The 19517-nt window shown below is 71.3% G+C and carries 22 protein-coding genes and 1 pseudogene; 13 read left to right on the top strand and 10 right to left on the bottom strand.

The genetic code is table 11. The features are described from left to right. Positions 1-37 precede the first annotated feature (37 nt). Positions 38-1384: a 3-oxoacyl-ACP reductase gene (locus L1857_RS01685; RefSeq protein WP_116110270.1), complete on the top strand. Its 1347-nt coding sequence runs from the start codon at positions 38-40 to the stop codon at positions 1382-1384. Then, entirely contained in the window at positions 1384-2247 is an 864-nt protein-coding gene (locus L1857_RS01680) for a MaoC/PaaZ C-terminal domain-containing protein (RefSeq protein ID WP_116110316.1), read from the top strand. Before L1857_RS01685 ends, L1857_RS01680 begins: the two co-directional genes overlap by 1 nt. Here L1857_RS01680 and L1857_RS01675 read toward each other — a convergent pair. Then, a complete protein-coding gene (locus tag L1857_RS01675; protein ID WP_094003208.1) occupies positions 2213-2863 on the bottom strand; it encodes a TetR/AcrR family transcriptional regulator in 651 nt (216 codons plus the stop codon). The genes L1857_RS01680 and L1857_RS01675 overlap by 35 nt on opposite strands. A 46-nt stretch (positions 2864-2909) precedes the next feature. Between L1857_RS01675 and L1857_RS01670 the strand changes: the two genes are divergently transcribed. Further along, positions 2910-3470, top strand: coding sequence for an SCP2 sterol-binding domain-containing protein (locus tag L1857_RS01670; RefSeq protein WP_094003207.1), 561 nt, complete (start codon positions 2910-2912; stop codon positions 3468-3470). A 54-nt stretch (positions 3471-3524) separates the two neighbouring features. On the opposite strand, the gene L1857_RS01665 is transcribed toward L1857_RS01670, so the two are convergent. The 3 genes from L1857_RS01665 to L1857_RS01655 form a co-directional block, all read right to left on the bottom strand. Then, entirely contained in the window at positions 3525-3947 is a 423-nt protein-coding gene (locus L1857_RS01665; RefSeq protein ID WP_094003206.1) for an FxsA family protein, read from the bottom strand. A 6-nt stretch (positions 3948-3953) separates the two neighbouring features. Next, positions 3954-4445: a P-loop NTPase family protein gene (locus tag L1857_RS01660; RefSeq protein ID WP_198958106.1), complete on the bottom strand. Its 492-nt coding sequence runs from the start codon at positions 4443-4445 to the stop codon at positions 3954-3956. 75 nt (positions 4446-4520) lie between these two features. Continuing rightward, positions 4521-5354 (bottom strand): SAM-dependent methyltransferase, encoded by an 834-nt coding sequence (locus L1857_RS01655; RefSeq protein WP_249464309.1) that lies wholly within the window; start codon positions 5352-5354, stop codon positions 4521-4523. 66 nt (positions 5355-5420) lie between these two features. Between L1857_RS01655 and L1857_RS01650 the strand changes: the two genes are divergently transcribed. The 3 genes from L1857_RS01650 to L1857_RS01640 all read left to right on the top strand — a co-directional run bounded on the left by L1857_RS01650 (position 5421) and on the right by L1857_RS01640 (position 8278). Then, positions 5421-6065: an alpha/beta hydrolase gene (locus L1857_RS01650; protein ID WP_116110267.1), complete on the top strand. Its 645-nt coding sequence runs from the start codon at positions 5421-5423 to the stop codon at positions 6063-6065. Positions 6066-6108: 43 nt separating this feature from the next. Further along, positions 6109-6399, top strand: coding sequence for a YiaA/YiaB family inner membrane protein (locus L1857_RS01645; protein ID WP_094003203.1), 291 nt, complete (start codon positions 6109-6111; stop codon positions 6397-6399). An 85-nt stretch (positions 6400-6484) separates the two neighbouring features. Beyond that, positions 6485-8278, top strand: coding sequence for an NHL domain-containing thioredoxin family protein (locus L1857_RS01640; protein WP_116110266.1), 1794 nt, complete (start codon positions 6485-6487; stop codon positions 8276-8278). On the opposite strand, the gene L1857_RS01635 is transcribed toward L1857_RS01640, so the two are convergent. Next, positions 8229-8852 (bottom strand): TetR/AcrR family transcriptional regulator, encoded by a 624-nt coding sequence (locus L1857_RS01635; RefSeq protein ID WP_094003201.1) that lies wholly within the window; start codon positions 8850-8852, stop codon positions 8229-8231. The genes L1857_RS01640 and L1857_RS01635 overlap by 50 nt on opposite strands. Before the next feature lie 55 nt (positions 8853-8907). Between L1857_RS01635 and L1857_RS01630 the strand changes: the two genes are divergently transcribed. From L1857_RS01630 to L1857_RS01615, 4 genes are all read left to right on the top strand, one after another. Then, positions 8908-10254: a carboxypeptidase regulatory-like domain-containing protein gene (locus L1857_RS01630; protein ID WP_116110265.1), complete on the top strand. Its 1347-nt coding sequence runs from the start codon at positions 8908-8910 to the stop codon at positions 10252-10254. A 71-nt stretch (positions 10255-10325) separates the two neighbouring features. Beyond that, a complete protein-coding gene (locus L1857_RS01625) occupies positions 10326-10619 on the top strand; it encodes a GroES family chaperonin (protein WP_094003291.1) in 294 nt (97 codons plus the stop codon). 17 nt (positions 10620-10636) lie between these two features. Further along, positions 10637-12559 (top strand): VanW family protein, encoded by a 1923-nt coding sequence (locus L1857_RS01620; RefSeq protein ID WP_116110264.1) that lies wholly within the window; start codon positions 10637-10639, stop codon positions 12557-12559. Positions 12560-12594: 35 nt separating this feature from the next. Further along, a complete protein-coding gene (locus L1857_RS01615) occupies positions 12595-13413 on the top strand; it encodes a maleylpyruvate isomerase family mycothiol-dependent enzyme (protein ID WP_116110263.1) in 819 nt (272 codons plus the stop codon). 1 nt (position 13414) lies between these two features. Here L1857_RS01615 and L1857_RS01610 read toward each other — a convergent pair whose 3' ends face one another. Continuing rightward, on the bottom strand, positions 13415-14104 hold the full coding sequence (locus tag L1857_RS01610; RefSeq protein WP_249464306.1) for a leucine-rich repeat domain-containing protein: 690 nt from the start codon (positions 14102-14104) through the stop codon (positions 13415-13417). Positions 14105-14183: 79 nt separating this feature from the next. On the opposite strand from L1857_RS01610, the gene L1857_RS01605 reads away from it, so the two are divergent. Then, on the top strand, positions 14184-14549 hold the full coding sequence (locus tag L1857_RS01605) for a hypothetical protein (RefSeq protein ID WP_094003196.1): 366 nt from the start codon (positions 14184-14186) through the stop codon (positions 14547-14549). A gap of 53 nt (positions 14550-14602) precedes the next feature. On the opposite strand, the gene L1857_RS01600 is transcribed toward L1857_RS01605, so the two are convergent. Then, positions 14603-14878 (bottom strand): GlsB/YeaQ/YmgE family stress response membrane protein, encoded by a 276-nt coding sequence (locus L1857_RS01600; protein ID WP_094003195.1) that lies wholly within the window; start codon positions 14876-14878, stop codon positions 14603-14605. 104 nt (positions 14879-14982) lie between these two features. On the opposite strand from L1857_RS01600, the pseudogene L1857_RS35645 reads away from it, so the two are divergent. Then, a pseudogene (locus L1857_RS35645) lies at positions 14983-15138 on the top strand (ArsR family transcriptional regulator); the annotation flags it as partial. Positions 15139-15543: 405 nt separating this feature from the next. Here L1857_RS35645 and L1857_RS01590 read toward each other — a convergent pair. The 3 genes from L1857_RS01590 to mug all read right to left on the bottom strand — a co-directional run bounded on the left by L1857_RS01590 (position 15544) and on the right by mug (position 19042). Further along, positions 15544-17385, bottom strand: coding sequence for an acyl-CoA dehydrogenase (locus tag L1857_RS01590; RefSeq protein ID WP_094003194.1), 1842 nt, complete (start codon positions 17383-17385; stop codon positions 15544-15546). Between the two features lie 130 nt (positions 17386-17515). Next, positions 17516-18289: a response regulator transcription factor gene (locus L1857_RS01585; protein ID WP_094003193.1), complete on the bottom strand. Its 774-nt coding sequence runs from the start codon at positions 18287-18289 to the stop codon at positions 17516-17518. A 198-nt stretch (positions 18290-18487) separates the two neighbouring features. Further along, positions 18488-19042, bottom strand: a complete 555-nt coding sequence (gene mug, locus L1857_RS01580) for a G/U mismatch-specific DNA glycosylase (RefSeq protein WP_094003192.1) — start codon at positions 19040-19042, stop codon at positions 18488-18490. Here mug and L1857_RS01575 point away from each other — a divergent pair. Further along, complete coding sequence (locus L1857_RS01575) at positions 19041-19409, top strand: VOC family protein (protein ID WP_116110261.1); 369 nt, start codon at positions 19041-19043, stop codon at positions 19407-19409. The two genes, mug and L1857_RS01575, sit on opposite strands and share 2 nt — an antisense overlap. Positions 19410-19517 lie beyond the last annotated feature (108 nt).

Genomic DNA, 19517 nt, shown 5'->3' with positions numbered 1-19517 from the left:
TACTCGTGAGTAGGTAAGCTCGGTAAGGAGGCACGTCATGGCCGACCGGTATCAGCAGTTCACCAAGACGCCGATCGGGAAGTTCCTGGTGCCCAAGCTCGGGCTGCCCAACCCGCCGGTGCTGCGCCGGTACCGCCCCGGCCGGCCCCCGCTCGATGGTCCCGCACTTTTCGGCGCCGCGCCCGGCGGACGGCTCGAAAAGACCGTGCCGAACCAGCTCGCGGCGGCCGGCATCACGGTGCTGACCGAGCAGGCGGGCGGCGACCAGCGCTACGGCGGCCTGGTGTTCGACGCCACCGGCATCACCGACCCCGCGCAGCTGCGCGAGGTGTACCTGTTCTTCCACCCGGTGATCCGCAAGATCGGCTACTGCGGCCGGGTCGTCGTGCTCGGCACCCCGCCTGAGCTGGTCGACGGCCGGGAGCGGATCGCCCAGCGCGCGCTCGAAGGGTTCGTCCGCTCGGTCGGCAAGGAGCTCAAGCGCGGCGCGACCGCCCAGCTCGTCTACGTCGCGCCCGGCGCCGAGGAGGCCGCCGAGTCGACGCTGCGGTTCGTGCTGTCCGCCAAGTCCGCGTTCGTGGACGCCCAGGTGATCCGCGTCGGCGCCACCGGCACGCCCGCGGTGCCCGCGATCGAGAACTGGGACAAGCCCCTCGACGGCAAGGTCGCCCTGGTCACCGGCGCCTCGCGGGGTATCGGCGCGGCGATCGCCCAGGTGCTCGCCCGCGACGGCGCGCACGTCGTGGGCCTGGACATCCCGGCGCAGGGCGGCGACCTGTCCGCGGTCGCCAACAAGGTCGGCGGCTCCGCGCTGCAGCTGGACATCACCGCCGCGGACGCGCCGGACAAGCTCGCGTCCTACCTGAAGGAGCGGCACGGCGGCGTGGACATCGTCGTGCACAACGCCGGCATCACCCGCGACAAGACGCTCGGCAACCTCACCGAGGGCGCGTGGGACGCGGTGCTCACGGTCAACCTGGTCGCGCAGCTGGCCGTCAACGACAAGCTGCTGAGCGAGAAGGTGCTCCGCGAGAACGGCCGCATCATCGGCGTCTCGTCGATCGCCGGCATCGCGGGCAACGTGGGCCAGACCAACTACGGCACCAGCAAGGCCGGCGTGATCGGCATGGTCGCCGACGGCGCGCCGAAGCTCGCCGAGTACGGCGCCACCATCAACGCCGTCGCGCCCGGGTTCATCGAGACGCAGATGACCGCGGCGGTCCCGCTGTTCATCCGCGAGGCCGGGCGGCGGCTGTCCAGCCTGGGTCAGGGCGGGCTGCCGGTCGACGTCGCCGAGACGATCGCCTGGTACGCCAACCCGGCCTCGGCCGCGGTGAACGGCAACGTGGTCCGCGTGTGCGGCCAGGCACTGCTGGGGGCGTGATGACGGGCAGTGACGTTCGTGAACTCCGCGAGGCGCCGAAGCTGGCGCCGTTGTACGCCAAGGCGTTGCTGCCGCACAGCGGTGGCGGCGGCCTGCCGGACACCGAATACGTGCGCGCGGGGGTCGAGTTCGACCCGGCGCACGTCGCGGCCTACAACCAGGTCTGCGGGTTCCGGCTGGGCGACGAGCTGCCGGTGACCTATCCGCACATGCTCGCGTTTCCGCTGCAGATGGCGCTGATGACGCAACCGGACTTCCCGTTCCCGTTGCTGGGCATGGTCCACGTCGCCAACCGCATCACGCAGCACCGCCCGGTGCGGCTGACCGACACCGGCACGGTGCGGGTGCGCGCGGAGAACCTGCGCCCGCACGAAAAGGGCCGCCAGTTCGACGTGATCAGCGAGTACACCACCGCCGACGGTCCGATTTGGACAGAAGTGAGCACGTACCTGCGGCGCGGTGGCGGCGAAGGCGGCGGCAAGCGCGAGCAGCTCGCGGCGCCCGCGCCCAAGGCGATCTGGCGGGTGCCCGGCGACATCGGGCGCCGCTACGCGGAGGTGTCCGGCGACCGCAACCCGATCCACCTGCACCCGTTGACCGCGAGGCTGTTCGGCTTCCCGTCGGCGATCGCGCACGGCATGTGGACCAAGGCGCGGGTGCTGGCCGCGTTCGAGGGCAGGCTGCCGGAGGCCTACACGGTCGACGTGAAGTTCAAGCTGCCCGTGCTGCTGCCGGCGAAGGTCGCGTTCACGTCGTGGCAGACCGGCGACGGGTGGGCCTTCGAGCTGTGGGCCGCGAAGAAACCGAAGCCGCACCTGGAGGGGACGATCACTCCTCCGGGCGCCACACCGAACCCTCGATGAGGTCGTTGAACCCCAGCCACACCAGGTTCATCAGCCACGACGCGAGCACTCCGTCCGACACCTCGGAGTGATCGAGCCACCAGTCGGCCAGCGACTCGGCGGCACCCACGAGCGCCACGGCGAGGGCCGGGCCGGAGAACTCGGCCCGGTCCCCCAGGCCCTTCTTCATGCCCGCGGTGACCACGAGCGCGGTGACCACCTCGATGGCCCGCGAGCGCAGCACGGTGATCTCGTCGGCGAAGCGGCCGCCGACGGTCAGCGCCTGGCGGTGCAGCACCGTCCACGAGTCCCGGTACTCGGCGACGAAGCGGTAGAACGAGCGCAGGCCGTGCCACAGCTGCATGTCCGGCGGCAGTTCCGAGCGCAGGCCGTCGCGGACCGCCTCCATCAGGCGACCGGCCTCGCGGCGGATGCACTTGGCGAACAGGTCCTCCTTGGCGCCCAGGTAGGAGTAGATCATCGGCTTGGAGACGCCGGCGACCTCGGAGATCTCGTCCATCGACGCGGAGTGGTAGCCGTGCCGTGAGAACACCTCGACGGCGGCGTCCAGGATCTGCCGTTCCCGCACGGCCCTGGGCAACCGCCGCGAGCGCGGGGCCTTCACGTCTTCCGTCACGCCGAAACGCTACCTCTTCACCCGTTCGCCGGTAGAATCTCCGCCTGTGTCCGGCACAGTGGTCGACGCGTTCGCCCGCCAGATCGATCTGAGCAGGTTGTCCGCGGAGCAGTTCATCCAGCTGCTCGAAACTCTGCACATGCTGGGCTCGGCCGAGACCGGGGTGCACCTGAGCGGGCTGTCCACCGAAACCCTCGCCGACGTCGTGCGCCGCGCGTCGAAGGAGCAGCTCCGGGCGATCGCCGAGCACCCCGAACTGCGGATGGTGTTCCTGGAGGAGATCTTCCGCCGGATGTCGGACCACTTCCTGGCGGAGAAGGCGCGGTACTCGAGTCTCGTGGTGTGCTGGCGGTTCCCGGGCGGTTCCGGCATCGGCGGCTACGACCGGTTCCAGACGGTGATCGAGGACGGCCGGTGCTACTCGGGGACGGACCTGGGGCGCGAGCCGGACACGACGATCACCATCGCGCCGGACGACTTCTTCCGCGTGGCGACGGGCAACGCCGCGGTGGCGGCGATGTTCGTGACCGGGAAGGTCAAGGTGAAGGGCGAGTACGCGCCCGCGGTACGGCTGTCGGGTTACTTCGATATTCCCCGAGTCGGGTAGAGCGGCGCGAAGCGCCTCCGTTGAGGGTGGTGGTGGGCTGGCGAGCGGGGCCGCCTAGCCCTCGATGATCGGGCGGTTGGTGGTCTCCTTGTCGACCACCTCGCCGTCGACGACGATCAACCGGTTCGGCATGCGGCGTTCGGCGCGCTTGAGCCACGCCCGGCGCACGACGCCGCGGGTCGGCGGCAGCAGCAGGGCCAGCCCGGCGAGGTCGGAGAGGAAACCCGGGATCATGATGAGCAACCCGCCGAAGGCGACGAGCATGCCGTCGGTGATCTCGGCGTGCGGGGAGCGCCCGGCCCGCGCGGTGGCGAGGAACGCCTGAGCGGCGCGCGCCCCTTCCCGCCGGGCGAGCCACGACCCGAGGAACGCCCCGACGACGAGCAGCCCCAGGGTGCCCAGGAAGCCGATGAGCGAACTGACCGCCCAGACGGCAGCCACCTCGGCGACGATGTACAACAGCAACACGACAGCCATACCCGGTCAACGTTCCGAACCGGCGGATTTCTCCCGGGCCAGGGCGGCGAGGAACAGTTCGGCCTCGCGCGGGGTGGTCAGCAGGAGCTGCCGGGCGCCGGTGGCGTGCTCGGCGATCTTGCGCAGGGCCAGGGGCCGCGAGCGGCGGCGGAAGCGCCAGATCCAGACCAGGAACTCGAACGACAGGCGCTCCGGACACCCCGGCGCCTGCTTGTCCCGGCCCCGGTCGCGCAGGGCGCGCAGGACGGCGCGGCGCAGGCACATCCGCCGCGGCGGATCGAGCACGATGACGGTGTCCGCGGCGGCGAGCCGGATCTCCAGGCTACCGCCGTAGTTCCCGTCCAGGAGCCACCGCTCGCCGGCGACCAGGGCCCGCTGCCGCGCGGCGAACTCCGCGGCGGGCAGGGCACCCCGCGTCGCCGGGTCGCGGTCGTGCACGTAGCGCGGCGCGAGGTCGGGGCGGCGCGCCGCGGGGTGAACCGCCACGGCCTCCCTCATCACCACACCGCGCACGAGCACCACCCACATGCCCCTGACCTGGCACGACCCGGAAGCCCCCGAAACCGGGTTCGCTCAGGGCTTGCGGGCCACGCCGCCGATGACGCGCGACTCCGACGGCGCCCGCCGGAACAGGGTGTCGCGGTCCGGGTGCCACGACGGCGCGTACACGAGCCCGGGTTCGAGCAGCTCCCAGTCGCCGAAGAAGCGGGCGAACTCGGCGCTCGTGCGCAGCTGGCCCGGGTTGGTGGTGCCCTCGTAGTACTCCACCAGGTCGGCCAGCGCCTGCCGCTCCTCGTCGCTGCGTGGGTTCTCGTTCGTCATCTGCGACAGGACCAGCAGCGAGCCCGGCGCGAGGCGGCCGCGGAAGTAGGCGACGCGGCTGTCCGGGTCGTCGGCGTCCTTGATGAAGTGCAGCACCGCGTTGATGACCAGCGCGACCGGCTGCCGCGCGTCGATCATGCCGGTGTCCAGCACCCGCTCCCACAGGTCTTCGGCGTGCATGAAGTGCGCCGCGATCGCCACGTGCCGCGCGGGGTCGGCGGTGTCGGCCAGCAGCAGCTGCGAGTGGGCGAGCGCGACCGGCTCGTTGTCCACGTACACGACCCGGCTGTCCCGCTGCGGGCGCGCCGCGTCGGCGACGTCGTGCACGTTCCCGGCCGTCGGCAGGCCCGAACCGATGTCGACGAACTGCCGGACCCCCAGCCGCGCGCACTCCCGCACCGCGCGAGCCAGGAACTGGCGGCTGGTCTTCATGTACTCGCCGATCAACGGCAGCCTGCGGCGGATCTTCTGCGCGAACTCCCGGTCGATCGCGTAGTTCGTCGTCCCGCCGATGAAGTAGTCGTAGACGCGCGCCGCGGACGGGCGGTCCAGACTGTTCTCGACCGCGCGCAACGCCTCGTCCATGCCTCTTATGGTAGTGATCAATGAAGTGTGGGAGCAGCTCGCAACGAATTGTCTGATTGGACCCTGATGAGTGATTTCGTCCTCGTGCACAGCCCGCTCGTCGGACCCGCGACCTGGCAGCGGGTCGCGGCCGAACTGCGGTCGCGCGGTCACCGGGTCACCACGCCGTCCCTGCTCGGCGCGCTGGACGGACCGGGCCCGTACTACCCGAAGCTCTTCGACGCGGCCGCCGAACCGGGCATCCTGGTCGCGCACAGCGGCGCCGGAGCGCTGCTGCCCGGCATCGCCGCGCGGACGCACGCCCCACGCGCGATCTTCGTCGACGCCCTGCTGCCGCACCCGGGCCGCGGCTGGTTCGACACCGCACCGCCCGAGCTGGCCGAGCGCCTGCGCGGACTGGCGACCGACGGACGGCTCCCGCCCTGGCACGAGTGGTTCCCCCCGGGCACGGTCGAGGACCTGCTGCCCGACCAGCGAACCCGCGACGAGTTCCTGGCCGAGCTGCCCCGCGTCCCGCTGGCCTACTTCACCGAACCCGCGCCCGAGGCCGCCCTCCCACCCAGCGCCTACCTCCAGCTCAGCGCCGCCTACGACGAGGAGGCCCGCGAAGCCGCCGCACGCGGCTGGCCCGTGCAGCGCCTGGACGCCCACCACCTCGCCCCGCTGACCGCCCCCGCCGAGATCGCGGCCGCACTGGAACGGTTTGAGTAGAAGCACTCAAGACTTCCGGATCGCCAACCGCGACCGTGGATCAATGACGACGAAAACCACCTCGCCGACCACGGGCGCGTTCTTCGCGCAGTCGGCGATCTCGTTCGGCATCTCGCTCGCCGCGGTCGCGGTGGGCGTCGCCTACCTGCCCGTTGACGGCTGGGTCCGCGCCTTCCTCGCGATCGCGATGCTCTACGCCATCACCTCGGCGTTCACGCTGGCGAAGGTCGTGCGCGACCGGCAGGAGAGCAGCTACCTGATGAGCCGGGTCGACCAGGCTCGGCTGGAGAAGCTGCTCGCCGAGCACGACCCGTACCGCGAGCCGGCCCTGTGAGATTCCACATCTCCGGCCCGGGGAACAACCGGATTCCCGCAGGTCGTTGAACCGTTGCGTGGCATCAGAGCAACGCCGGGCGCGGGTGCGCGCGCCCGAACTCGCCGGGGACGTGTGGCTGAACACCGGGGGCGAAACCGTCACCCTGGCGCAGCTGCGCGGCAAGATCGTGCTGCTCGACTTCTGGACCTCGGGCTGCATCAACTGCCTGCACGTCCTCGACGAGCTGCGCCCGCTGGAGGAGGAGTTCGCCGACGTGCTGGTCACGATCGGCGTGCACTCGCCGAAGTTCCTGCACGAGGGCGAGGCCGCGGCCATCGAGGCGGCCGTCCGCCGCTACGAGGTGCACCACCCGGTGCTCAACGACCCCGACCTGACCACCTGGTCGCAGTACGCCGTGAAGGCCTGGCCGACGCTGGTGATCGTCGACCCGCAGGGCTACGTCGTGCACACCGCCGCCGGTGAGGGGCACGCCGAGGCGCTGCGCCGGGTCATCGCCGAGCTGGTCGAGACCCACGACGCGCAGGGCACGCTGCGCCGCGGCGGCAGCCCGTACGTGCCGGTCGAGGAACAGCCCGCCGACCTGCGCTTTCCGAGCAAGGCCGTGGCCACCGCCGAGGGCCGCATCCTGGTCGCCGACACCGGCAACCACTCGATCGCCGAGTTCGCCTCCGACGGCGAGACCCTGATCCGCCGCTTCGGCAGCGGCGAGCGCGGCCGCGCCGACGGCGCCTTCGACGTCGCGAGCTTCGCCGAGCCGTCCGGCCTCGCGCTGCTGCCCGCCGAGGTCGCCGACCAGGCCGGGTACCACCTGCTCGTCGCCGATACGGCCAACCACCTGCTGCGGGGCGTCGACCTGGTCACCGGCGAGGTCACCACCGTCGCCGGCACCGGCACCCAGTGGCGCGACGGCGACACCGACGGCGACGCGCTGTCCATCGACCTCACCAGCCCGTGGGACGTGGTCTGGTGGGAGCCCGCGGGCGGCGCGGTCGTCGCGATGGCGGGCAACCACACGCTCGGCCTGTTCGACCCGCGCACCGGCCGCATCTCCCGCTTCGCCGGCACCACCGTCGAGGGCCTGCGCGACGGCAAGCTCGCCGAAGCCTTCTTCGCGCAGACCTCCGGCCTGGCCGTCCAGGGCGACCGGCTCTGGCTCGCCGACGCCGAGACCTCCGCGCTGCGCTACGTCGAAGACGGCGAAGTGCACACCGCGATCGGCACCGACCTGTTCTCCTTCGGCCACCGCGACGGCGACGCCGCGGACGCGTTGCTGCAGCACCCGCTGGGCGTCGCGGTCCTGGCCGACGGCACGATCGCGATCGCCGACACCTACAACGGCGCGGTCCGCCACTACGACCCGGCGAGCGGCGAGGTCGCCACTCTCGCGGAGAACCTCGCCGAGCCGTCCGGCCTGCTGCTCACCGGCGAGGCGCTGCTGGTGGTCGAGTCGGCCGCGCACCGCCTGACCGCGCTGCCGCCGGCCGCGGACGGGCAGCGGGTCGCCGGTGACGCGCTCGCCGTGCGCCGCCCACCGACCGAGCTGGCCCCGGGCACCGTCGAGTTCTCCGTGGTCTTCACCCCGCCGCCGGGCGAGAAACTCGACGACCGGTTCGGCCCGTCGACCCGCCTGCAGGTGACCGCCGCGCCGCCCGAGCTGCTGGCCGAGGGCGAGGGCACCGGCACCGAGCTGACCCGCACGCTGAAGATCGCCGAGGGGCACACCGAGGGCGTGCTGCAGGTGGTGGCGCAGGCCGCGAGCTGCGACTCCGAGGCCGAGCACCCGGTGTGCCGGGTGACCCGGCAGGACTGGGGCGTGCCGATCCGGATCACGCCGGACGGGCCGGACCGCCTCCAGCTGATCCTCGCGGGGGCGTGAAGGCGCCCGCCAGCACGTCCATGGCCTGGTGGAACAACGTGACCAGGTCCGGATCCGAACCGGGCTGCCAGCACCCGATGGCGGCCCGGTTCGCGCCGATCACGGCCGCGGCCGTGGCCCGCACGTAGAGGTCGTCCGCCGCCAGCCCGGTGCGGGTGGCCAGTGCCTGCGCCACGGCTTCTTCGAGCGCCCGGTTCGCCTGCGCCACCCGGGGCATCAGCTCCGGGTGCTCGCGCAGCAGCAGCGTCCGCTCGCTCCACACCTCGGTGGCGGCCAGCTCGGCGAACCGCCCGGCGAACACCTCCCGCAACGCCGTCAGCGGCGGCTCGTCCGCGGGCCGGTCGACGATGCGTTGCCCCAGCGTGGTGGCCGCGATGTCCAGCGACAACACGGCTTCGTCCTTGGTCGCGAAGTAGTTGAAGAACGTCCGCGGTGACACCCCGGCGGCCGCGCAGATGTCCTCGACCGTCACCCCGTCCGGCCCGTGCCGGCGGTACAGCGTGACGGCCGCGTGGCGCAGCGCTTCGCGGGTGGCTTCCTTCTTGCGCTCGCGCAGACCGGTGGGCGGGCTCACGATTCTTACAGTACTGCATTTTTGCAGCGCCTGCAAAAAGTGATAAGCTGACAGCATGGCGGAACATGTCGACACCCAGGAACAAGAACCCGGAAAGCTCCGCACCCTGGCCGAAAGCCTGTGGTTCCCGGTCTTCTTCGCCCTCGGCTTCGTCTTCTGCTACCTGCTCGCGTTCCACTCGCCGTCCCCGCACCACATCGAGGTCGCCGTCGCCGACCAGACCGCCGCGGCGCGCATCGAGGCCGCGCTGAACCAGGCGAGCCCGGGCGCCTTCGACGTCCAGCCGGTCGCCACCGCCGAGCAGGCCCGCCAGGCGGTGCTCGACCGCGACGCCACCGCCGCCTACTCCGCCGACCCGGTCCACCCGACCCTGTTCGTCGCCAAGGCCGACGGCTACATGCTCGAATCGGTCCTCAACCAGGCCTTCGCCCCGATCGCCGCGCAGACCGGGCACGCGCTCACGGTCACCGACCTCGCGCCCACCGAGTCCGGCGACACGATGGGCACCGGCATGTTCTACCTGGTGCTGATCTGGAACATCCCCAGCTACATCGTCGTGATGATGCTGCTGCGGGCGGTCACGCTGAGCCGCCGCGCGAAGGTCGCCACGCTGGTCGGCTTCGGCGCCCTGCTCACCCTCATCGGCTACGCCGGCGGCGTCGCGATGGACGTCATCCCGAACGACCCGGTCGCGATCCCGGTGGCGTTCCTGCTCACGCAGGCGGTCTCGCTCACCTCGTTCGGCCTGGTGCCGCTGGTCAAGCAGTGGTTCCCGGGGGTGGCGATGGGCCTGTTCGTGCTGCTGTCGATGCCCTCCAGCGGTGGCGCGGTGCCGATCCAGATGGTGCCCGGGTTCTTCCGCGCGCTGCACCCGTTCTTCCCGATGGGCAACCTCATCGAGGCCCTGCGCGGCATCTTCTACTTCGACGGCAAGGGTGTGTTGCGGCCCATCCTGGTGCTGTGCGCGTGGGTGCTGCTCGGCGTCGTCCTGATCGCCGGGCACAGCCTCCTGCAGCGCCGCCGGGCCGGCGTGGTCGAGGAGCCACCGGTGGAGGACCCGGCCCTGGAGATGCCCCGCCCGACCGCGGTCCCGGTGCACGACCGGCACTTCGGCGAGCCGGTGCCCACGCTGACCGGCGCGGTCCACGCGGACGACGGGCGGCCGGTGCCGGGCGCCGCGGTGACGGTGATGGACGGCCGCGGGCACCAGCTCGTCCGCACGACAGCCAACGACGAGGGCCGCTACGCGGTCGCCGGACTGCCCGAGCAGTTCGTCGATCTGGTGGTGTCCGCGCCCGGTTTCGAGGCGACCGCGAGCCGCGTGCTCGTGCGCGAGGGCGGGACCGCGCACCGGGACTTCACCCTGCGTGGACGGCAACCGCTGATCTCCGCGGCCCGCTGAGGGCACGTAGCATTACCGGCGTGTCGGAAGCCAAGAACTTGCCGGACGACGCGGCGAAGCTGGAAATCCAGATGCTGCACGACCGCGTCCTCGTCCGGGTCTCCGCGGAGGAGGGTGAGCGCCGCAGCAGCGGTGGCATCGTGATTCCGGCGACGGCCCAGGTGGCGCGCCGTCTCGCGTGGGGCGACGTACTGGGGGTAGGCAGTAATGTGCGTAACGTGAAGGTCGGCGACCGCGTGCTGTTCAACCCCGAGGACCAGCTCGAGGTCGAGGTCCAGGGCGAGGCGTACCTGGTGATGCGGGAGCGCGACATTCACGCCGTGGCCACCGAGCGCACGGACCACGGGACGGGCCTGTACTTGTAACGCGTCCGGGAGGAAGCGTGGGGCGGGAGGACCAGTACTGGCCGGAGCGGGACCCCGATTCCCTCCGGGACGCCGAAACCGCGGTCGGCCCGCGTCCGCCCGCCGAGTTCCTGCTGGACGAACCGCTCGACGCGACCGAGGACGCCCTGGTCGGGGAGCTGCTCGAGGTCGGTGACGCGCCTGCCGCGTCGCCGTCGCCGGGCAAGCGCTTCCTGGCGCGCGCGTTCATGGTCGCGGGCTGCCTGCTGGGCGTCGGGGTCATCCTCTACGCCGCGGACCTGATCGTCAGCGCCGGTGACGTGCCGCGCGGGGTCACGGTCGCCGGGGTCGAGGTCGGCGGGCTGAGCCGCGACGACGCCGAGACGAAGCTGCGCCGCGAGCTGGGCCCGCGCCTGAACGCGCCGGTGCCGGTCGAAGCCGGCGACGTGCGCACCACGCTCGACCCGGCGCAGTCCGGGCTGTCCGTCGACTGGTCCTCGACCGTCGCGCAGGCCGGGCGCCAGCCGCTCGACCCGGTGGACCGGATCACCTCGTTCTTCCGCACCCGCGAGGTCGGGGTGGTCACCGCGACCGATCCGGACGAGCTGCACTCCGCGATCGCGCGCCTGGCCGCCGAGCGCATCAACCACCCGCCGACCGAGGGCAGCATCGGGTTCGTCACGCTCCCCGGCACCGACGGCGGCGTGCACCCGTACCCGATCGAGCCGCGCAACGGGCAGGACCTGGCCGACGTCAAGGGCGCCGGGGACATCCTGCGCGCGACCTGGCTGGACAAGAGCGGCGTCCGGCTGCCGGTCGTGCTCACGCCGGTCAAGGTCACCTCGGCCGGCGTGCACTCGGCGCTGGAACGGCTGGTCGTGCCCGCGGTCGCCAAGCCGGTCACGCTGCACGGCGAGGGCGCCGACGCGGTGCTCAAGCCGAGCGCGATCGCCGCCGCCCTGAAGTTCAGCCCGGCCGACGGCGGCGCCCTCCGGGTCGAGGCCGATCCGGTGAAGCTGCAGCAGGCGGTGCGCGATCCGCTGGCGACCACGGAGAAGCGCGGCAAGGACGCGCAGATCGTGTTCGCCGGTGGCGCGCCCGTGGTCCAGCCGTCCGAGGACACGCGCAAGATCGACTGGAACCGGACGTTCCACCCGCTGATGGACGTCCTCGCCAAACCGGACGGCCGGGACCTGGCGGTGCGCTACCAGACGACCCGCCCGCGGACGACGACCGAGGACGCGAACGCGCTGGGCATCAAGGAGGTCATCGGCGAGTTCAGCACCGGCGGCCTGTCCGGCCCGGCCGCGACGAACGCGCGGGTCATGGCGGAGAAGGTGCACGGCACGATCCTCCGGCCCGGCGAGACGTTCAGCCTCAACGCCCGGGTGGGCGCCCGCAGCCAGTCGCAGGGGTACGTGCCGGCGCCGGTGAACGAGGACGGGTTCGGCCCGGAGGTGATCGGCGGCGGCTCGTCGCAGTTCACCACTACCCTGTACAACGCGGCGTACCTCGCCGGCCTGACCGACGCCGGGCACACCGAGCACACCTACTACCTGGACCGCTACCCCGCCGGACGGGACGCGATCGCGATCACCGCCGACGGGTCCGCGGTGGACCTGAAGTTCACCGACTCCCTGCGCAGCGGGGTGGCGATCCAGGCGTCGGTGTCCGGCGGCAGCGTGACGGTGAAGATCTGGGGCACCAAGCAGTACCGCGTGGAGTCCTCGACCGGCGCGTACTCGGACTTCCGGCCGCCGCCGCTGCAGCCCGGCGGCCCGGACTGCAGCCCGTCCAGCGGCCGTCCCGGCTTCACCACGAGCGACACCCGGGTGCTCTACGACGTGACCACGGGGGCCGAGGTCCGCCGCGACACCCGGACGGTCACCTACGCGCCGAAACCGGCCGTGGTGTGCGGGTTCGGGGTGAGTTCCGAGCCGGGGGACGCGACAACTCGGTAGCGGTGACGCCGGGTGCGATGACACCATCCGGCGGCATGGAGATCTTCGGTCCGGTGCTGGACGTGCGGCCGCTGTTCGGCCGCGAGCGTCACGAGTTGCTGACGTTGCTGGGTTCGCTGAGCGCCGAGGAGTGGTCGGCGCCCACGGTGTGTCCCGGCTGGACCGTGCACGACGTCGCCGGGCACATCCTCAACGACTACATGCGGCGGCTGTCCGGCGGCCGGGACCACTTCCCGGGGGCCGAGTTCGCCAACGACGAGACCCTGCCCGCCTACCTCGCCCGGGTCAACGACGAGTTCGTCCGGGCGATGCGGCAGTGCAGCCCCCAGCTGATCGTCCAGCTGCTCACCGCCCTCGGCCCGGACCTGGACCGGCTGTGGGAGACCTACGACCTGACCGCTTCCGCGGCCCTGGACGTGTCGTGGGCCGGGGACGGCCCGAGCCCGGCGTGGCTGGACATCGCGCGCGAGTACACCGAGTTCTGGGTGCACCAGCAGCAGATCCGGGACGCGGTGGGACGCCCCGGCGCCGATCAGCCGGAGCTGGTCGGTCCCGTGCTCGATGCGTTCATGCGCGCGCTGCCCCACACGCTGCGGGACGTGGTGCGACCGGAGGGCACGGTGGTGCGGGTGGTCCTCGACGATGGCGGGACCTGGCACGCCCGGTCGGACGGACAGCGGTGGCGGATGGCCGACGGGGGCGACCCCGCGGCCACGGTCACCATGCGCCCTGGCGACTTCTGGCGCCTGGCCACGCGCGGCATCTCCGTCGAGGAGGCCCGCCGGCGAGCGGACACCGCTGGCGACCCCGACCTCGCCGGGGCCGTGACCACCCTCCTGGCCGTGATCGCCTGACCTAGCGCAGCACGAGGCAGTCGTCGAGGTCGTCGAGCCAGGGCGGGGTCTCCAGCCACCGGTTCCAGCGCAGGTCGAGCTTGACCAGCGGCAGCTCGGCGAGTCCGTCCGGCAGGGTGCGCAGCTCGTTCTCCCGCAGGTCCAGGTACCGCAGGTCGCGCAGCTTCCCGATCGAGGCGGGCAGCTCGGTGAGGTGGTTGCCGCGCAGGTGCAGCTCCCGCAGCGCGCTCAGCTCGCCGATGCTGTCCGGCAACTCGCGCAGGTCGTTGCGGTACAGCCGCAGCTCCCGCAGCTCGCGCAGGCCGGAGAGGTCCGAGGGCAGCGACTCCAGCCCGTTGTCCGTCGCGCTCAGGTATCGCAGGCGGCCGAGGCGGGTCAGCTCGTCCGGCAGTCTGGTCAGGCGGTTGTCCGAGAGGTACAGGTACTCGGTCAGGTTCGGCAGGTCGCCCAGCTCGGTGGGCAGCTCGGTGAGCTGGTTGTGGCCGAGGTCGAGCGTGTGCAACGCGGTCAGCCGCGCGATGGCGGCCGGGATCGTGGTCAGCCGGTTCGCGGCGAGGTTCAGCACGGCCAGCCGGTCCAGGTCCCACAGCTCGTCCGGCAGTTCGCTGAGCTCGTTGTCGTAGGCGCTCAGGTACTCCAGGCCCGCGGGCAGTTCCGGCAGCCGGGTGAGGCCCTGGTGGTCGAGGTCCATCGGGGGAACATACCGGCGCGATCACTGCGCGTACGTTCCGATACGCTCCGTCACCGTTTGCGAGAGAGGGAGGATCTTGATGAAGAAGTCCCTGGCCGTGTTGGTGGCGGCCACGGCGGTGGTGGTGCTGCCCGGGACGGTCGCGGCCGCGGAGGGCGAGCCGGCGCTGGTGCACGCCTCGACGCAGAACAGCTGCAAGCTGAACATCCGGGCGGGCGCGGACGTCGGCTCGGCGCTGCTGCACACGCTGACCTGCACGAACTACACGACGTGCGTGCACTCGCCGGAGCGGGACCTGCCGTGCGGGCAGGTGGTCAAGGGCGGCACGTACACCTGCGTCGGGTCCGACGGCAAGCAGCTGACCGACAACCGGTGGGCCGAGGTGCTGTGGCGCTCACCGCAGCAGTCGTTCGTGGCCGTGGGCTGCGCCGCGTTCCGGTCCTGACACACGAACGTGCCCCGGGAGGGCGGACCTTCCCGGGGCACGTTCGTGTGCGGTTACCTACTCAGTTTCCGCCGGCCGTACAAGCCGCTGACCAGCGAGACCCCGATCGCCGCGATGACCACCTGGGTGATCAGCTCGAGCCAGTCGAAGCCCTTGGTGTCGGCATAGCCGATGCCCCGCGCGATCGCGGTGCCGATGAACGCGGCGACGATACCGACGATGATCGTGAGCCAGATCGGGATGCCCTGCTTGCCGGGTGCAATCAGCCGACCCAGCGCGCCGATGATCAGACCCACGACGATCGCGCTGATGATTCCACCGATTGTCATCGCAACTCCTTCAGCTTCGGTGTGCTCACGGAGTACCTTCCCGCGCCGCTTTCAAACCCGCATATTTGCGGACGCTTATATACGCTTGGTGTGATACCCCGCAGGTGGACGTCTTCGCCGCGGTGGCCGAGCCCAGCCGGCGTACGCTGCTGGACCTGCTGGCCGAGGGTGAGCCGGCCGCGGGCGCTCTGGTCGCGGCGCTGCCCGGCCTGACCCAGCCCGCGGTGTCCCGCCACCTGCGCATCCTGCGGGAGTCCGGCCTGGTCGAAGTTCGCCCGGACGGGCAACGCCGGATCTACGCGCTGCGCCCGGAGGGCCTGCCCCGAGATCGACAAGTGGCTCGGCCTCCACCGCCGCCACCGGACGCGCCAGCTGCGGGCGCGGCCAGGAAGGGGCGCACCTCGAGCCGCTCGTGGATCGGCTTCCGGACCGTCCCCGGCGGGCGCCGCTCCCTGTCGTACGGCACCCACCCCCTCCGGGGGCCGGCGCCTGACCATCGACGAACTCGCCGTTCCCCTCCAGCCGGTCCGCGAAAGCCCGCAGGTACTTCCCCATCGTGGTCTCCTCGCCGATTTCGGCACCACCCGCCGAAAACCTTGGCGCGAACACGCGAAAGGCCCCCTCGCTCGGAGCGAGAGGGCCTTTCGCAGGGGATTACGGGGAGATCAGAACGCCGCCTCCGGGACCTCCATGAGGTCGTTGTCGGCGGCCTCGACGACCGCGCGGCGCGCGGTCAGCTCGGGCAGCACCTGCTTGGCGAAGAACGACGCCACCGCGATCTTGCCCTGGTAGAACGCCTGGTCCCGGGCCGAGGCGCCGTCCAGCTTGGTCAGCGCGACCTCGGCCTGGCGCAGCAGCTGCCAGCCCACCAGCAGGTCACCGGCCGACATCAGGAAGCGGACGGTGTGCTGGCCGACCTTGTACAGGTTCTTGACGTCCTCCTGCGACGAGGTCAGGTAACCGATCATCGCGCCGAGCATGCCCTGCACGTCCTCCAGGGCGCGCTTGAGCAGCTCACGCTCGTTCTTCAGCCGGCCGTTGCCCGCCTCCGACTCGATGAACTTGGTGATCTCGTTCGCGATGTAGCCCAGCGCCTGGCCCTTGTCGCGGACGATCTTCCGGAAGAAGAAGTCCTGCGACTGGATCGCCGTGGTGCCCTCGTACAGCGAATCGATCTTCGCGTCGCGGATGTACTGCTCGATCGGGTAGTCCTGCAGGAAGCCGGACCCGCCCAGGGTCTGCAGCGACTGCACGAGCTGCTCGGTGGCGCGCTCGGAGCCGACGCCCTTGACGATCGGCAGCAGCAGGTCGTTGACCCGCTCGGCCAGCTTCAGCGAGTTCTCATCGCCCTCATTGGTCCACACCTGGTCCTGGAAGGACGCGGTGTAGAGGTACACGGCGCGCAGGCCCTCGGCGTAGGCCTTCTGCAGCATCAGCGACCGGCGCACGTCCGGGTGGTGCGTGATGGTGACCCGCGGCGCGGTCTTGTCGGTCATCTGGGTCAGGTCCGCGCCCTGCACGCGCTCCTTGGCGTACTCCAGCGCGTTCAGGTAGCCGGTGGACAGCGTGGCGATCGCCTTGGTGCCGACCATCATCCGGGCGTACTCGATGACCTGGAACATCTGCGCGATGCCGTCGTGCACCTCGCCCAGCAGCCAGCCCTTGGCCGGGGTGCCGTGCTGGCCGAAGGTCAGCTCGCAGGTGGTGGAGACCTTGAGGCCCATCTTGTGCTCGACGTTGGTGACGAACACGCCGTTGCGCTCACCGAGCTCACCGGTCTCGGTGTCGAAGTGGAACTTCGGCACCAGGAACAGCGACAGGCCCTTGGTGCCCGGCTTGGCCTCGATGCCCGGGCCCTCGGGGCGGGCCAGCACCAGGTGCATGATGTTCTCGGTCATGTCCTGGTCGGCGGAGGTGATGAACCGCTTCACGCCGTCCAGGTGCCAGCTGCCGTCCTCCTGCAGCACGGCCTTGGTGCGGCCGGCGCCGACGTCCGAACCGGCGTCCGGCTCGGTGAGGACCATCGTGGCGCCCCACGCGCGGTCGATCATGATCCGCGCCCAGCGCTTCTGCTCCTCGGTGCCGTTGCGGTCGAGGATCATCGCGAAGTTCGGGCCCGCCATGTACATGAACAGGGCCGGGTTGGCGCCGAGGATCAGCTCGGCGGCCGCCCACTGCACGGTCGGGGGCAGGCCGAGGCCGCCCAGGTCGTTGGTGAGGCCCAGCCGCCACCACTCGCCGTCCCAGAGCTGCTGGTAGCTCTTCTTGAACGACTCCGGCAGCTTGGCCGAGAACGTCTTGGGGTCGTACACCGGCGGGTTGCGGTCGGCGTCGGCGAAGGACTCGGCCAGCGGGCCGACCGCCAGGTTGTTGAGTTCCTGCAGCGCGCCGCGCGCGGTCTCCTCGTCGGAGTCCGCGAGGACCCCCTTGCCGAGGCGCTCCTGCACGTTCAGCACCTCGAACAGGTTGAACTCGAGGTCTCGCACGTTGGACTTGTAGTGGCCCATGTCGTCGCTCCGTTGTCGATCGGGTTTCCGGCTGGGCGCATGCTGGTCCCCTACTGGCCGGTAACATCAGGATATTACCTGTGGGTAACCGCGGCAAGCGAATCCAGCCGGTTGTGACGCACGGATCGCGCTACCGGGAGCGGTACTCGACCACCCCGGGAGCCGACGAACCGGGCGTGAGCCGCTGCTCGGGGCCGTCGTCGGGCTGAGCCACGAGGATCCCGGCGCGGAAGGCGATCGTCACGGCGTGTGTCCGGTCGCGAGCGGACAGCTTGCGCAGGATGCTCTTCACGTGCGTGCGCACGGTCTCCACGGACAGGTAGAGGACCTTCGCGATCCCCGCGTTCTCCAGCCCTTCCGCCACGAGCTGCAGCACCTGGTACTCGCGGCGGGACAGCGGCATCTGCGCGCGGCGCACCGCGGCGGCGCTGGCGGACTGGCGGGCCGCGGAGACCAGCGTCGCCAGCGACGGGTCGACGTAGCGGCGGTCCAGGTAGGCGCGGCGGATGCCCTCGACGAGGCGCCGCGACTCGGCCGAGCGCGGGATCGCGGCGTGCACGCCGGCCGCGATGGCGTCGTGCAGGAAGGCGGGCGTGCGGTTGGCCTCGCGCACCAGCGCGATGACGATGAGCGCCGGATCACCGGCGATGAGCAGCTTGCTGAGGTGACCGTGCGGGTCGAGCCCGGAGTCGACGAGGATGACGTCGGGGTGGATCTGCTCGGCCAGCTGCAGCGCCCCGTGCGGGTTGATGGCCTGTCCGGCCCAATGCATCCCCGGCGTGCGCTGCACGAGCCCCGAGAGACCCTCGCGGTAGATGGGCACCGGGTCGACCGCCGCGACACCCACACTGCGGCCGGCCGATGGTCCCTGCGGCACCCGCGTGGGGTCGTTACTGCGCGTCATCACAAAACTCCGTCTCGGCAAGGCCGGTCGTGGGAGCACGCACAGCCCGGGCGGCCCGCCCCCCTCGACGTCCGCCCGGGCTACTGTGGCGCCTCGACCCGATCCTCCCTGCTGGAACCGGCCACGACCGACACCCGTCAATTGTGTGACCCGCCAGGGCCGTCCGCGTGACGCGGGTTCACCCGCTTGTGTCGTGAACTACTCTGAGTAAACCGCGTGGCGCAGGTGGGCGAAGGCTTCTGCGAGTGTCGTCGGCGTCCAGTGTGCGTTGAGACCACTCGGATTGGGCAGCACCCACACGCGTGTTTCACCCAGCGAATGCGACTGGCGCCCCACCGTCGCCGCCGGGCGGCCGAACGCCGTCCGGTAGGCGGTGATCCCGACGACCGCGAGCCAGCGCGGCCGGTACTCCGCGGCCTTCTCGGCGAGCCGCACGCCGCCGGCGCGGAGTTCGTCGGCGGTCAGCTCGTCGGCGCGCGCGGTGGCCCGGTTGACGACGTTGGTGATGCCGAGGCCCAGTGCGAGCAGTTCGTCCTGCTCGCTCGGGTCGAAGCGGCGTGGCGTGAAGCCGGACGCGTGCAGCGCCGGCCAGAAGCGGTTTCCGGGACGGGCGAAGTGGTACCCGGTGGCGCCGGAGTAGAGGCCGGGGTTGATCCCGCAGAACAGCACGTCGAGGCCGGGTGCGAGCACGTCCGGGATCGTCGTCCCCGCTGCTGCGGCGAGCTGTTCTCTGGTGGGCCGGGAGGAAACCATGCGAAGCCGGATACTAGCCGTCGCCGTGGACTGCCACGACGCCGAATCGCTCGCGCGGTTCTGGTCCCGCGCGCTGGGCTACGACGAGATCCGGCGCTGGCAGGACGACAAGGGCGTGGAATACGTCAACATCGGGACCGACGACCAGTGCATGCTGGTGTTCCAGCCGGTCGGCGAGGACAAGGTCGTGAAGAACCGGCTGCACCTGGACCTGGCGCCGGTGGCGGGCACCCAGGCCGACGAGGTGGCGCGGCTGACGGAGCTGGGCGCACGCGTGCTGTCGGACGATCCGGACCTGCCGTGGGTGGTGCTGGCCGACCCCGAGGGCAACGAATTCTGCGTGCTCCCGCCGCGGGAGGCGGGCTAGGCTGCGGGCGTGTTCTGCGTATGCGTGGCCCTGGACTGGTGGGCGTCGTCCGAGTGACGGCCGTCGTGACCCCCACTTCGAGCCGTCTTCGGACGGCCGTGCGTCCGA

It is taken from the genome of Amycolatopsis thermalba, from assembly GCF_023376025.1.
GTDB classification, from domain to species: domain Bacteria; phylum Actinomycetota; class Actinomycetes; order Mycobacteriales; family Pseudonocardiaceae; genus Amycolatopsis_E; species Amycolatopsis_E thermalba.
Note: the sequence above shows the minus strand (reverse complement) of the source record. Positions and strands in the feature narration are given on the sequence as shown.